Raw genomic sequence first — 15,031 nt, 5'->3', positions numbered from 1 at the left:
GAGCAGCCCGGTAGCTCGTCAGGCTCATAACCTGAAGGCCGCAGGTTCAAATCCTGCCCCCGCAACCAACTTCCATACACACGCAAAAGCCCGCCTCATGGCGGGTTTTTGCGTTCCTGGGAGCGGTCGCGGGATTCAGCGCGCGGCCGCGGTATCCGTCAGTTCAACCCATTCCGCGCCAGGAATTCCGCCGCCTGCATTGTCTCCAAGGCGCTCGCTGTCTCCCTGAAGTACGGCAAGGCCTGCCAGAGAGTGCGGTCGCCGACGATATAGAAGCGGCGCTTGGCGCGCGTCAGCGCCACGTTCAGCAGGTTCGGCTTCGATGCCGCCCAAGCTGCTGCTCCGCTATGATCGGCATCGGTGCCGAGCACCATGAAAACAATATCTTCCTCCTTGCCCTGGAAGGTATGGACCGTGCCTATCCGCTCCCGCAGCCAACGCGACAGCCTCGGTGGGGGAGGTCGCATATTTCCGTGCCGATCGACCCAGGCTGCATGAGCCAGAGCCTGCCTCAAGCTGTTTTTGATCTCCTTGAAGGGCGAGATGATATAGAGGTTCGGCAATGCGCCATCGCGGCGATAGGTGGCAATGAGGACGTCGACGATGAAGTCCGTCTGTTCTGCAACCGCCTGTTTGCCCGATACCCTTCCCCTGACGTCGATCCAGGCGCTGTCGCCGTAAAAAGGCGGTGCGTCGCCGGCCGGCCGGCGCTTTTCCAGCCCGAATACCATCTTATTCTGATAGGCGATCCGGTTGGCGAGGCCGAACATCGGATCAATGCAACGCCGATGCACTCTGAGAGGGCAGCCGATCCAAAGCCCGTCCGCTGCCTCGCCGGGAACAGTCGTTCCATAGCGGTTGGCGGCATCGGCGAGCATCTGCACCGACGCCCTGTTCGGCGAATATTGTCCTGCCGCCGTGTGGGCCGAGAGGGCAGAAGCTGCGGTGATCAGCGCGCTCGGAAGGATAAAGACCGGTTCGATCTGCTGGGGATCGCCGATCGCCATGACGCGGCGCGCACGCAACAGGGCTCCGACGGCCGCTTGCGGCACCGCCTGACCGGCTTCGTCGATGAAGACCCAGCCGATCGAACCGGCTTCAAGCCCACGGAACTGCCGGGCGAAGGAGGCGAAGGTCGTCGAGACGATGGGAACGATCATGAAAAGGCTCTGCCAGATCGATGCAATGTGCTCGTCATCAACCGGACGGTTGTTGGAGAGCAGTTTGCTGATGGCGACGATGTTTCCGCCAAAACCTCCGCCCTTTCTGCCAACCTCCGCCAGCCATGCTTCGTGCAGCGCCAATGCTGCTTCCAACAATGCCGACCGCAGGCCCGCCAGTTCGTCCTGACGCCAGAGGCCATCGATCTGGAATCGGTCGGTCTCGAGATCGGCGAGACGCCCGGGCACGGCGGCATGACCGAAAATTTCCCCCAGACGCTCGAATTCCTCTCTTTTTCTCTCCCAGATTTTCTGTCGTGACCGCAGTGCCTGCTCGGCCCACTCATGTCCTCGCAAAGCCTGTTCCCGCTGAGGTCCGTGGGTTTTAGCAAGATGATGGTCACAGTCCGCCAATGCCTCGCGCAACTCCAGCTGCCGGCGCGCATTGACGCCGACATCCTGCCGGTGCTGCCGGGCGGGGCTGCTCGGCATCACCCGCTCCCACCAGGCAGGCGCGCTGCGGTCGAGCAGCTGTTCCACCTCCTTCAGATCCGACAATTCTTCCCTGATCTGGAGCATTTCCGCCGCCACCATATCGCAGCGCTCCTGCGCGCGCCGAAGTTCGGCGGCGGCTGCCGCCACCCGTTCAAGAGCGTCGCGGCAGAATGCATCCTGCGAAACCAGGGCGATGTCGTCTTGGAGATCGGCATAGCGTGCATATTGACCGATCCTGTCGCGAACCCGCTCATCGGCGGCACGAAAGGCCGCCGATGCCTCGGCGAAGCTCGGCCCCTCATAACCTTCTCGCCATTCCCAGATCGTCTGTGGCTTGGCCGCACCGGACCAGCCGGGGTTCGGCCTTTCGGGAATCTCCATGAAGGCGAAACGCTCCTTGAAGGCTCGCCGGTTCCTGGCGTTGCCGAGCGCGCAGGCAATTAGCCCCCAAGGGCGGTCGCCGTCGGAGAGCTTGACGGCGGCGCCATTGTCCTTTTGGCAAGCAATCTTGTGCGCGACGGTCTGCAGATATTGGAGTGAAGACGTCCTGGCAATCGAGCTTCGCTTGGGAAGGTCGCGCGAGATATTCTCCACGGCGGCATTGTTGGAGGAGGCGACGACCATTTCAAAACCGGCAAGGGCCGGGATCAGCGCCGATATCGAGGCGGTGCTGCGGTCTGCGAAGATGACGCGGCGCGGCGATCCGTCAAAAGCATCGCGCGCCGTCTTCAAGGAGGAGAGCACGCGGGCGCGCCGAACGATATTATCCGCGAACATGTCGCGAAGCAGGGTCGTCTTGCCCGTTCCCGGCGGGCCATTGACCGAGAAAAGTCCGGTATCCGAAAGCTCGCCGATCGCCGAGTTGATCGCGAACTGCTGCATGAGGCTCATCGCGTGATGTGGTTCGCCGAGCCAGCGTCCGCGGTTGATATTTCCTGGATGCAAGGCCCGAACGATCGCCCTCCGCCCGTCCTCCGAATAGAGGTCGATCCGCTTCTCCGGGGCAAGCGGGGTGAGATAGCGCCTGAGCGGCTCGGGAATATCGCCGTGTTTGACGCGCGTCATCGCCCGCTCGATATCCTCGATGAAGAAGCTGTTCAGGATACCGATCTCTTCCTCAACGCTTGCACTCTCATCCTCCTCATCGTCGGCATCGGGCGCATGGCTCTCCTGCTGCGGCGGCAGCGAAAGGACCTCAGGCCTTTCCGCCCGGTCTTTGTAGCGGATCTCAACGGCGGCGATGGGCTTCTCCTGACGCGAGGCAAAGCTCGCCCAATCGCAGAGCAATTCATGCAGCGTCAGGATTTCGCCGGCATCGAGTGGCTGACCGGCACCGTCGTCGAAGGATGAAGATCTCAGCTGTCGCTGCGCCCGAAAATTCTGAAGCAATTCCGTCAGTTGCCGCTTGCTGTCGGAAAATGCTTCGTGGCTGAGCGAGGAGAGGCCGGATTCGCGCAGGCGTCCCAAAGCCCATGGAAGCGTGGAAACGGAAAATGTTTCGAAGATCGGCTGTCCGAGGGGTGTCAGCTGCAGGCTGGCAAAGCAGGTATCGCCATCGAGATCGCCGCGTTCGACATCCTCATATTCGGCGATACCGGTCGCAACGCTATCGAAGTGCCTGCGGACAGCGGTCATTTCGGATTTGCTGAAAACGCCGAGGAACAGGGTAAAACCCGTGATTTGCTTCTCCTCGGGGATCGCTGGACGGCTGAGCGCGGCGCCGTCATCATCGAGCGTCCTTGCATGTAGCCAGAAGACGCTTCGTCCTTCACCTGCGACGATACGGCTGGAGAGATCATAGGGAATGAAGAACTCGATCTTGTGCCAGAAATCGAGAATGGCCAGAAGCCGTTCCCTTTCGGCGCCGTCCGCATGGGTCTGCATGAGGTTCCACTGAGGCGTTGCAATGAGGCTTGCGCCTCTTTTAACAATGATCGCAGCTCAAAATCAAAGACCACGTCCAGGAACTGCCCGAACGCATTGTCGCCGCCGGCGTTCCGTTAGTGCAGACGCGGCCGGCGCCGTTCGCTGAATTGTCGTGCCGGGTTCCAGCGGGCGATGGTCTCGGGCACGACACCCGTCTTCTGAGAGGCGGGCTCGGCACGCGCCTGGATCCTTTCGAGGGCGGCATTTGCCTTGACAACATAGTCGAGCGCGGCCGGATCGTCCGAATGCACCTCCCGGATCGCGGCGAAAGCCGCCTCCGCCTCGGCCAGCCGTTTGCTGGCTGCAAGAGCAACGCCGCGCTTATAATGCGCCTGGATCAGGTGCGGCCCGGCCTCGCCGACCCGGCGGAACGTCTCCGCGGCCTGGTCGTATTGACACAGGGCAAGCTGCGCGTCGCCAACCCGCATCTGGATAGGTGTCGGATCGGGCGCCTGCTCGGCGAGAACCTGATAGGCAGCCAGTGCCTCCGTCAGCTTGCCCCGGTCGAACAGCAGATTGGCGAGACCGAATCCCGCGCCGGTATGGTCTGGAGCCGATTGCAGGACCTGATTGAAGGCAATCTCCGCTTTGCCGCGGGCACCGTTGCGGTACATAGCGAGCGCCTGTTCGTAGACGAAACGAACGCTGCGCGGGTTGAGCGCGCCATGCAGGTTCTGGCCATTGCGGGTGCGGAACAGGGTGCAGCTGATCCGCTTTTCCTCGGCCCCGAACATATATTTATAGGGCTCGTTTCCGCGCAGGAAGTCATAGGTCTTGAAGCCGTGCTCGATCGCCCGCCGGATGCAGTAGCCATGCAGGATGAGACCGGGCGATGGCGTTTTCCAGGTCTCGTCGCGGCCGGTGACATAGAAGAGGATCGCCTTCTTCTGCCGGTCGACGATATTCGCCAGCGCGCCGAGCGGCTGATCGCCATGCCAGAAGACCGGTACCTCGAGATTGCCGCTGGTGAAGCAGTCCATCAGCATTTCGCGGGTGGTGATGATCAGCCGCTCGGTTCGCTCGGCGCCTTTGCGGGCGCTCCACTTGGTCCGCCAGAGATCGAAGAGAATGTCGAGGTCGCGATCAATGGTCACGGGGGTCGCCATCGTGATGCGGTAGATGTCGTCTCCTTCGACCTTGCGCAGGAACCTCCTGAGCTTCTGGCGCGTCTGGCTGCTCATGCGCTGTTCTAGATAATCGTCGAAGCTTGCCGGCAGGGGAACGATCGGGCAGATCGTATTGTCGATGTTCTCACTGTTTCTGGGCGAACTGTCGCGAAACATCACCTTCGGCCCCTTCAGCGCCTCGATCATCTTCTCGCGCCGCCCGGCGGGACCGCTGAAATATTCGAGCTTCAGATCGGTCCAGTTCTGATGTTTGAGAAACGAAGCAAAGCCGGCAATGGCATGATGCTCATAATCCGGCCTGACGATGAAGCCGGTATAATCGGCTGCAAAATTCCCGGCCATGATGATCTCGTCGTAGAAGAGCCCGGTCTTCTCGTTCAGGTGCGTAATGAGGCGCAAGGGAAAAAAAGCAACATAGGGTGCTTCGGGATCGCGTTCGCGGAGCGCCAGTATGAACCAGCGCCGCCGCCGCGAAAGATAATTCTTCAGCCATATCCAGGAGAGGAAATGCTGCGCATCGGGATCTTCCATGAAGACCTGATCCCAGTTGTCGCGCACCGCATCGAACCCGGCAATGGTGTCGATAATATCTATGCGCATGGCCGCCCCCCAATACCCCATACGTTACTCGGGAGCTTTCATTCTAATGGGAAACACTGATCTTCAAATAAACCGTCCGGATGATTTGCTGCGCTTAAATAGGATTAATTGTGAGCCGGCAAATAACCCACAATTGGAAACTGTTCCTGATGAAAATTCAAAGGCATGGATCTAACCGCGCTGCGTGGAGAGCGACGCTTCAATTCATGTCGCGTGAAAGTGTGCAACCGTTGGCAACACCCCATCCATACGGATTAGATCAGAGTTCGCCGGAAATCCGCGGGCTCGCATGGATGAAGGCCCAGAGCGCTCGGCTGATGTCGACGATTTCGGCAATCGACTTCTCCAGAAGGTCGATCTCGCGTGCATCCATCTGCTCGATCTTGCCGTAGCGGATCTCCTTGTCGTCCTCGACCAGCCGCATCAGCTGGGTGCTCGAGATCTCTCCCTTCTCGTCGAAGGAATAGATGCAGTGATTGTATTTGTTGCGGGTCTTCGATTCCTTCTTCAGCCGCGCCATGGCTGAAAGGATCGCCTTCCGGTCGGAAGCCGATGTCGAGGCGAGTTTTGCAAGCCGTTCGATCAGATCCATCCGTGCGCGGGTCGTGTTGAGTGTCAGGAAGACGACGATTGCCGCCTCCTTTTCGACCCGCAGGAGATGGGCAATGATGTAGATCAGCAGGCTTTCGGTGTTCGTCCAGACATAGTTCAAGCGCCCGACCCGCAGCAGAACATCGGACATCGCCGCCATGCTCACCCTCTTCTTCCCCTAAGGGGATGTTCCATCCCGAAGGAATGATAGATGCCGATATCATATCAGCATAACGCCCAAATATTTTCTCTCCAGCGGACCGCCGTCGTCTGCCGCGCTCCGATCAGCGTTCCTTGAAAGCCCGGGACATGCTGTCGGTGATCGGTTTGCTGATATATTCGAAGAAGGTGCGTTCCGACGTCTGGATCAGCACTTCGGCCGGCATGCCGGGAACGGGATGGAAATTATGCACCCGCGCAATTTCGGAATCCGGTATTTGGACGCGGACGATATAGACGTCCTTGACCGAAACCCCCGAACTTTCCTCGATCGAGTCGGCCGAAACGTAGAAGACCCTGCCCTGCAGGACCGGCGTCGTCCGCCGATTAAGCGCCGTCAGCCGGATCGATGCCGTTTCTCCCTCACGCAACTGGTCGATCGAGGTGCGCAGCACCTGCGCTTCGAGGATCAGTGGCACATGCGCCGGCAGGATTTCCATGATCGGCTTGCCTGTGGTGATGACGCCCCCGGCGGTATGAAAATAGGAGCGTACCACGGTGCCGCTCACCGGTGAGCGGATGGTGGTGCGTTCGAGCACGCCGGCCGCCTCGCGCATTTGTTGGCGCACGCTGTCCAGATCGGATTCGGCGGTCTCGAGCGCATCGAGCGCCGCCTGCTTATTGGAGTTGACGGCGATGATGGCTTCCTGGCGGAATTTGGCAACCTCTGCCTCGCTCTCATTGAGTTCGCCGTTCAGGCGAGAAATGTCGCCCATCGCATCGGCGATCGCCCGCTCGATCGCCAGCAGATCGGTTTTGCGCATATAGCCGACCTTGACCAGCCGGGCCTTGGAATCGCGTTCCTCGGTCAGCAGCGACAATTGCCTTTCAAAGGATTCTCGCTGGCCTTTATAGCCGGCGAAACGGTATTCCAGCGACTTGATGTTCTTCTCGATCAGATTGAGCTGCTCTTCGAGTTTGATCTGCTTGCTGTGGAAGACGACGTTCTGGCTCTGGATGATCGCGTTGATGTCTGGGTCACCTGCCTCTTTCGTCACGATGTCGGGAACGTGGAATTCGCGTAGGCCCTGCGCTTCGGCCCTGAGCCTTGCGACGACGGCTTCCAGGCGCAGGCGGCGAAGCTGCAGCATCCGTTCGTTCGAGCGGGATGCAGTGGGGTCGAGGGTCAGCAGGACATCGCCTTCCTTCACCGTGTCGCCTTCGCTGACGCGCATTTCCCTGATAATGCCGCCTTCCAGATGTTGGACGATCTTGTTGTTGCCCGTTGCAACGAAGCTTGCCTGGGCGATGACGGCGGAGGCAAGCGGTGCGGTCGCTGCCCAAAAACCGAAGCCTCCGAACGAGGTGAAGAGAACCGTCAGGCCGACGATGCTGTGCATCCGGATCGAGCGCGGCACGTCGCTATACCATTCGAGCTGCGCCGGAGCGGATGTCTCCTGATTTTTCCGTCCCATGTCGTTCACCCTTCGATGCGTGGTGCTTGTTGAGCACTATTGCCGTTGCTCTTGGAAAGCGCCTGCAGCACCTCGATCCTTTCTCCGAACATGGCGACAGTGCCGTCCTTGAGGACGAGGATCTTGTCGACGCATTGGAGGAGAGCCGGGCGCTGGGTGATGGTCACGGTGGTGATGCCCTGCTTCTTGGCGTGGATCAGCGCCTTGGCCAGCGCCGCCTCGCCCTGGGTATCGAGGTTCGAATTCGGCTCGTCGAGGACCACGAATTTGGGATTGCCGAAAAAGGCGCGGGCAAGCGCGATGCGTTGCTTCTGGCCGCCCGAAAGCGGAGCACCGTCGGCCGCGACGATGGTTTCGTAGCCCTGCGGGAAGCCCGCGATGAGTTCGTGCACGTCGGCCAGCACCGCGGCCTCGTAGATCTGGCGATCCTCGACGTCGTCGCGCATGCGGCAGATATTGGCCTTGATCGTGCCTGGAAAGAGCTGCACGTCCTGCGGCAGATAGCCGATGCTTTCGCCGAATTGGCGCTGGTCCCAATTGCGCAGATCCATCAGGTCGAGGCGCACATTTCCCGATGTGGGCACGATCGAGCCGACGAGCATCTTGCCGAGCGTCGTCTTGCCGGAGCCGGAATTGCCGATTATCGCCAGCGATTCTCCCTTCTTGAGCGAGAAGGAGATGCCGTTGAGAACGACCTTCTTCTGCGGCGGCGGGACGAAGAGAATGCGTTCGACATCAAGCCGGCCCTCGGGGTTGGGAAGGCGCAGGCGCGGGAAGTTCAACGGCGAGTTCAACAGCAGGCTCTTGATCCGGGAATAGGCGGCTGCCGACCGGTTGAACTGGTGCCAGCCTTCGATGGCGCCTTCGATCGGCGCCAGCGCCCGTCCCGAGATGATCGATGACGCGATCACCATGCCGCCGGTCAGCTCGCCGGAGAGCGAAAGATGCGCGCCCCAGCCGAGCAGAGTGACCTGAGTGATCATGCGGCAGGCTTTCGATATGCCGGAAAAGATGATGTTGCGGTCCTGCGCCTCGACCTGCGATTTTAGCGAACCCGCCGTCTCGCGGCCCCACATCTTCACCGCCTCGGGGATCATCGCCATTGCGTTGATGATCTGCGAATTGCGCGACATGGAATCGAGGTGGAAATTCGCCCGGCTGAGATAGCCGTTGGATTCGGCAAACTGTCGGGCGGTGAATTTCTGGTTGAGATAGGCGATGACGAAAAGCACCGCGCAGCAGGTCATGATGATGATGCCGAGATGCGGATGCACGAAATAGACGACGACGACGAAGAACGGCATCAGCGGCGCATCGAGAAACGCGATCAGCGTGCCTGACGTCAGGAAGCCGCGTAAGAGCTGCAGGTCCTGCAGCGTCTGATAGTCCTTGCCGCTGCCATGCAGCGAAGCCCGCGCCGCTGCGCTGAGGATCGGCGCGCCGAGCTGCACTTCGAGTTCCACCGCGGTGCGCATCAGGATGAAGCGCCGCACCGAATCCATGAAGGCCTGCAGCAGCACCGCGCCGAGCACGACGATCGACAGCATGACGAGCGTGTCGATCGAGCGGCTGGTCAGCACCCGGTCGGATATCTGGAAGAGATAGAGCGGGATCGCCAACAGCAGCACGTTGATGGCAATCGTGAACATCATGACGACCACCATGTTGCGTCGTACGGCCGCCATCCCGCGCGAGAGGCTGGCGGCGAAATTCACAGGCTCGCTGCGCTTGTGAAATCCGCCGCCGCTTCCGCCGCCCCCACCGCCCCCGCCGCCACGGGGATCGGAATCCTTGCCGTTTCCGCCGCCGCCGGTGCGCAGCCGCCGGTCGGTCTCGCTGATCGGGCCACTATCGCCTTCGATGGTCTTGCCGAAGGGTACCGTTGGGCTCGATTTGAGCTCGGTCGTCTCCTTCGGTAATTCGGGCACCGCCCGCGCTTCGGTCTGCGGCTGGGCCGCTGCGACCGGTTTTGCTTCTACCGCCGATGCAGGAGCCGCCGTTTCTGCCTTCAAGACGTTCGGCGAAGCTTCCGGCATCGCTGTCATTTGCGCGAGGGCCTGCACTGTGCCTGCGCGCGCCATCTCGGCAGCTGCAGCTTCGGTCGTCCCGCGGCGATCGGCAGAAGGCGATGCAGACGGAGCCGCGCCGCCGCTGAGCCGGCGAAGGTTCTCGACCGCCTCGTCGATCGCGGAGAGGCGCAGATCGGCCGTCTTTAGTTCCGAAGGAGCGGCGGCGGGAATATTGCCCGACTTGAGATCGAGGGCGCTGCCGGCTGCAAAGATCTGTTTGGATATCTGGTTCATCGTGATTCCTCCGGTCACGCGACCATGGCTTGCATGACGTCGGGATGCCCCGACGACCATGAAAAATCATGCCCGGCATTGATGATGCCATCAGCGGAATCGCCGCCCGCGAGATAGTCGTCATCGAGGAAGGCGATGATTTCGTTGGCAAGTCTGTCGCCGGCTGCTTGCGGTTGTGTCGTGTCGTGCTCCACCAGCCCGCCCTGAATGAGGATGGCGTCCGAATAGAGCTGGCCTGCCAGATAGGTCGTCGCGCCGAAACTGTCGTAGTCGACGATCTCGGCGATGTTGATGAGCGCATTGCTGCCGGAGTCGATCGTCACCGTTGCATTGGGATTGTTCTCGAGGAGCGTTGATGCCGCGAGGGTCACATCATCGGAATCACCGAGGATGCTCACCTGTTTAATAACAGTCATGTCGTAGAGATTGCCGGTGATGTAGAGCACGTTGAGACCGGCATATCCCTGGAAGTTCGCATCGAAGGACAGCCCTTCCGGCATATTGGGATCGCGGTCTTCGATCCCTTTCTGCGCTTCGACCATATAATCCGGCATCGCCTCGAACGGGCTGCCCGTCCCGACATTGTGGATCGAGGCGAAATTCCAGATCAGGTTGTTGCCGGTCTCGATATCGGCGGCGGGATCGGCGCCGTCTTCCGCCCGCACCCGGTCATTGTCGTAGAGCAGCGAGATCTGCGTGATGCTGTTGATGTCGAGCACATTGCCGCGGATGATCACCAGATCATACTGCATGCCCATGCCGAAAAAGGAGGAGAAGTTGATGGAGGTGTTGCCGCCTGTCAGAATCGTGGTTTCGGATCCCGAGGTGGTAACCGTCATCGTGTCGTTGTCGCTGACGAAGTGATACTGCTCGACCCATTGTACGAAGGAAACGTCGCCGTCGATGACGCTGACGCGCCAACTGGTGGGAAACGTCGGATCGGCCGCGTCAGGCTCGGCGTGGCTCGATGCTTCGAAGGTGCTTTGCTGGAAGACGGCGATATTCTTGGCGACTGTCCCGGCCTCCTCGGCCGAATAGCCGGAGGAGCGCAGCGCCGAGGCGATCTCGTCATTGTCGCTGTAGACAAAGGACTGGGAAACCGCGTCGACCTGGTGGTAATCGCCCATGACGGCGGTGACAGAGGCGATGACGCCGGTATTGATCACCGAGGCGACGTTGACGACGAAGTTCGCACCGGCGGTCACATCAAGGCTGTTGCCGCTCGGTTCGGTCTGCTCGACGGATGAACTGCTGTCGTCGGGCTCTTCCGGGATCTTGGCGAGACCGCGGTCGGGCAGCAAGTCATCGAGCACGGGGATATCGGCCTCGACCTTGCCGTTGATGTAGACGGCGCCGTTGACCTCGGGATCGATGCGGATGAAATTATGCGAAGCGTCGGAGCTAAGCGGCGTTGCCTCGGTAGCCCCGGTATCCTCTGTATTTTGAGCATTCCGGATATAGGTTTCGAGATCCTGGGCGATCTTCAGCGCGCCGTCATAGGTATCGGTTCGGTGGAGATCCGCAAAAGGCGTGAAGATCTCGGCCTTGGTGCTGAACTCCGCCAGTCGCTCGATGACGAAGCTCGTGTCCCGGGCAGCATGGATGCCGTCCGTCATGTCGAGATAGTCGTCGTCGTCAAGCACGTTGACCTGGAGGACATGACTGATTGCCGAGCCAGGCCCGGCAAAGACATCCAGTTCCGGCTCATCCGACAGCACGATATCCGTAGCTTCGCCGAAATGCGGTAGCGGGATATCCCTTGCGGCAATCGCCGCCAGCTTCTCCACGCTCTCTTCGAAGATGCGGCCCGAATGACGCGCCGGACCGCTGTCGATCTCGTAACTGCCGCTTTTGTAGGTGATCCCGGGATCGTAGTCCTTGAGCTGCAGATTGGAGGCGAAACCCGCGCTAGAGGCGTCCTGATCCGGCAGCACCGGTCGATCTTCGCCGGGCCCTGCGCCTTCGGTATATTTGGCGCGCGCCCTCATCTCTTCGGTGGTCATCTCGAAGAGACCGATGAAGTGCGCAATGATGTCCGAAATCTTCTCGATATGCATGGTTCGGCCTCCCATTCGAAATGACGATCGGCCTTGAAATCGGCCCCTCCGGGAGCCGTGGTGTGGTCGTCAGATCGTTTTCAAACAGTCAAACTGCACCAGCGCCAGCCGATGCAGTTCGTCTTGGTCGTTGGAGGTCAGTGTCAGGTGCCGGTATCCTCGCCGACGTCGGAGGCATGAGAATTGCCGCCGATGACGCTGGAGTCGACGGTATTGCTGAGCAGGTTCGCGCCCTGAACGAGCTCGAGGTGGAAGCCGGAATTGGCAAGGATCGCCGAAGCATCGGCTGTGCTCGAGCCGCTGGCATCGTCGCCGGCCTTGAGATCCCAGCCCCGGCCGTCCATCTCCATGCCTTCTGCGCTGTCGGCGGTGCCGGCATTGGCATTCAGGTAGTTCTGAGCGCCTTCGTTCTCCATCTTGATGTTCCAGGCGCTATCCTGGTCGGCCAGATGGTTCGCCTGAACGGCGCTGAAGCCGCTGTCGTTGCCCGCACCGCTCAGCGAATTGTTCAGAATGCTGTCGACGTCGAGTGTGAAGGAGAAATCGTCGCCGAGATTGAAGGTGAGGTCGCCGCCGGCAATGCCGAGATTGTCGAAGTCCTTGACGTCTTCGAGCACGGCGAAGTCGGTGTCCGTCTTGTTGAAGCTGTCAGCCGTGTTGTTGCTGTCGGAGACCGTCTTGGTGTCCGTATCGGTAACGGTCTTGATATCGGTGTCGGTGACGGTCTTCGTATCGGTGTCGGTGATCGTCTTGGTGTCGTTGTCGCTGTACGACTTGCTGTCATAGCTCCAGTCGTAATCGTTTCTGGTGTCGGTGATCGTCGTGGTCTTGGTGCTCGTGTCGTCGTCGGACTTGTAGCTCCAGTCGTAGTCGTTGTCGCGATTGTCGCCGTTGTTGGCGGAGAGTTCGGCCGTGATGTCGACGTCGACGCTGTTGTCGGTATTGCCACGATTGTCGCCATTGGCGACGCCGCCGACATAACCGGTCGAGCCGTCGTCGACTTCAGTTGAATTGATGGCGCTGTTGGCAAAGCCGTCGGCCAGTGCGCCGACCTTCGTGATATCGTCGCCCGAAGATTTCGGGTCGTGCTTGTAATCATCAGACATTCCGCGGAAACTCCAGAAAAAAACCGGAGCAGCTTTTCGAAATCCCTCTCATCTCAAATGGGATTTTGCTCGCGCATCGCTCCGATGCGGTTAACATCGGCAGATGTATTCGGTACCAGTCATCTGCGGTTACGTCGCGACTTGTTGGATCAAATCGTTAGTATTGGGAGCGCACGTACTCAGTACAAGGCCGCACATATCCAGCTCATCATCCTGGACGGGATAAGGAGTATTCAGGCGTTGTTTTTGTTGAGTTGCCATGAGTGGAGGCCGTGTATCAAAAACGCACGCCGATACCTGGCTTTTCCATGTCGCCACTTGGCCGACGATCAGAGATTGCTGTAAAAAATGTGGATCCGATAGATGCTAATTCGGGCTAAGGCGGACTGGCCCCGTTTGGGTAGCCCTATCGCTGGAGAGGCGAGACGCCTTGCCTGGGGCGTCGGTGAGCGCAAACAATCCAGAATTTCCAGCATTCTCGGCTAGGTTGAGGGGAGCCTTCCGTCGCTCGCCTGTCTCAAATCAGGCATTTCGCGCAGGCCGAAAATATAACAATCTGTACTTAAATATTACATTTGACTCTTATCTATAGTGAGAGCAAATATAACCTTGAAGTATTCATCCTGCCAAAAATACAACCAACGCTTTGTAACATATCGCTTTTTGCCCCCGAAAACTAATCACTTTGGGCCATTTCCTTCCTTCTCAATCCGTATTAACATTATTAAGAAATGTCTAAAAAATAAAAGCGGGACATCCGGGGCCGACATTTCATACTATCCAATACCCGCTATCGCTCCACGTTTGAGTAAAGTGTAACGCAAGGGGAGGCGTATATGTTCATGGCAGGCTCAGGAATTGAGAATACCGACCAAGGTACCAAGTTGGGTTCGTCAGGAAATACTATACTGGTAGTGGCCAAACCGGATCTGTTTTCGGAATGCATGGTGGAAGCACTGGCCAAGAAATTTCCGAATTGTGATGTAGCAAGCATAACGAGCACAAAGCCAATGCTGGAAAAAGATACCAGCGATATAAAACTCGTTTTATTCTATCATATACCTGCGCCCGAGCTTCATGAGGCGCTGCAGGCTGCCCGCGAAAACCACCCGGAGACCTCTGTCGGGCTTGTCGTCGAAGCGATCGACATGCTCGAACCCTATGTCAGCCGCCTGGTGGAGGCAAGGATCATCGATGGTGTCCTGCCGCTCAACCTGCGGCTCGATGTCTTCATGGCCGCAGTGGATCTGCTGATGAAGGGCGGCGAGCATTTTCCGTCAGCCCTTCTCAATCGTCTCACCAACAAGAACACCCAGCTGGAGCCTTCGCTCTATCAGACAAAATCGGTCGATGCGGCGCGCACCAATGCGCTGAAGCTGAGACGCGACAGCATCTCCTCTTTGACCACGCGCGAGGTTCAGATCCTGGATCTCATATGCAAGGGCACGCAAAACAAGATCATCGCCGACAAGCTGCATCTGTCCGAAAACACCGTGAAGGTTCACGTCCGCAACATCTACAAGAAGATGAACGTCCGAAACCGCACGGAAGCTGCATCCCGTTTCTTCAACGAGCATCCCGCCGGCGAAGACGACATGTCCGGCCGGTGGCGCAACTGAGCTAGTGCGCCGCGCGTCTATTCAGATGCGCAAACAACGCCGTAGCGGTTGATTGCTCCGTCAGATGGGCGGACGTGCAAAGCAGCGCGACTTCTGGCCGAAGCCGCTCGGAGAACAGATATAAGGCGCTGAGCCGTGATAGGCGACGCGAACCGTTGGCGCAGCCGGGCGTTCGGGCCGATTTGCCGGATAGGCAAAGGCTTTCGAGACACGCGGCGCCTCGACCACGACGACGTTCTTTTTCGCGACCAGGGCTAAGTCGTCGTTAACGACGGTACAGGCCGTCGTTCCGATCGCAAGAAACGTCGCCCCCCCGGCAAGCATCGCAAAATGAAATCGACGCCAGCCCTTCGGCCGCGCTCCAGCTTGTTTTTTCAACATGGCCAAAACCCCTCGCATATGGCGCTCCCGGA

At 59.3% G+C, this 15,031-nt stretch carries 9 protein-coding genes; 1 reads left to right on the top strand and 8 read right to left on the bottom strand.

Annotated features, from left to right (window positions below):
• Nucleotides 1–158: 158 nt before the first annotated feature.
• The 7 genes from ATY29_RS04645 to ATY29_RS04615 form a co-directional block, all read right to left on the bottom strand.
• Nucleotides 159–3,539 carry a DEAD/DEAH box helicase gene (locus ATY29_RS04645; protein ID WP_097535344.1) on the bottom strand — a complete coding sequence of 1,127 codons (3,381 nt, stop codon included), beginning with the start codon at nucleotides 3,537–3,539 and terminating at the stop codon, nucleotides 159–161.
• A 116-nt stretch (nucleotides 3,540–3,655) separates the two neighbouring features.
• Nucleotides 3,656–5,308, bottom strand: a complete 1,653-nt coding sequence (locus ATY29_RS04640; RefSeq protein WP_037092410.1) for a GNAT family N-acetyltransferase — start codon at nucleotides 5,306–5,308, stop codon at nucleotides 3,656–3,658.
• Nucleotides 5,309–5,567: 259 nt separating this feature from the next.
• Nucleotides 5,568–6,059 (bottom strand): hypothetical protein, encoded by a 492-nt coding sequence (locus ATY29_RS04635; protein ID WP_003571334.1) that lies wholly within the window; start codon nucleotides 6,057–6,059, stop codon nucleotides 5,568–5,570.
• Nucleotides 6,060–6,183: 124 nt separating this feature from the next.
• Nucleotides 6,184–7,533, bottom strand: a complete 1,350-nt coding sequence (locus ATY29_RS04630; RefSeq protein WP_003571331.1) for an HlyD family type I secretion periplasmic adaptor subunit — start codon at nucleotides 7,531–7,533, stop codon at nucleotides 6,184–6,186.
• 5 nt (nucleotides 7,534–7,538) lie between these two features.
• Entirely contained in the window at nucleotides 7,539–9,836 is a 2,298-nt protein-coding gene (locus ATY29_RS04625) for a type I secretion system permease/ATPase (protein ID WP_097535342.1), read from the bottom strand.
• Between the two features lie 14 nt (nucleotides 9,837–9,850).
• Nucleotides 9,851–11,893, bottom strand: coding sequence for a hypothetical protein (locus ATY29_RS04620; protein ID WP_097535340.1), 2,043 nt, complete (start codon nucleotides 11,891–11,893; stop codon nucleotides 9,851–9,853).
• Between the two features lie 143 nt (nucleotides 11,894–12,036).
• Nucleotides 12,037–12,999 (bottom strand): hypothetical protein, encoded by a 963-nt coding sequence (locus tag ATY29_RS04615; protein ID WP_025417434.1) that lies wholly within the window; start codon nucleotides 12,997–12,999, stop codon nucleotides 12,037–12,039.
• Between the two features lie 836 nt (nucleotides 13,000–13,835).
• Between ATY29_RS04615 and ATY29_RS04610 the strand changes: the two genes are divergently transcribed.
• Nucleotides 13,836–14,618 carry a helix-turn-helix transcriptional regulator gene (locus ATY29_RS04610; RefSeq protein WP_003571323.1) on the top strand — a complete coding sequence of 261 codons (783 nt, stop codon included), beginning with the start codon at nucleotides 13,836–13,838 and terminating at the stop codon, nucleotides 14,616–14,618.
• A gap of 60 nt (nucleotides 14,619–14,678) precedes the next feature.
• On the opposite strand, the gene ATY29_RS04605 is transcribed toward ATY29_RS04610, so the two are convergent.
• Nucleotides 14,679–14,999 carry a hypothetical protein gene (locus ATY29_RS04605; protein WP_025417435.1) on the bottom strand — a complete coding sequence of 107 codons (321 nt, stop codon included), beginning with the start codon at nucleotides 14,997–14,999 and terminating at the stop codon, nucleotides 14,679–14,681.
• Nucleotides 15,000–15,031: the final 32 nt, after the last annotated feature.

It is taken from the genome of Rhizobium hidalgonense, assembly GCF_002914525.1.
GTDB lineage: Bacteria > Pseudomonadota > Alphaproteobacteria > Rhizobiales > Rhizobiaceae > Rhizobium > Rhizobium hidalgonense.
Note: the sequence above shows the minus strand (reverse complement) of the source record. Positions and strands in the feature narration are given on the sequence as shown.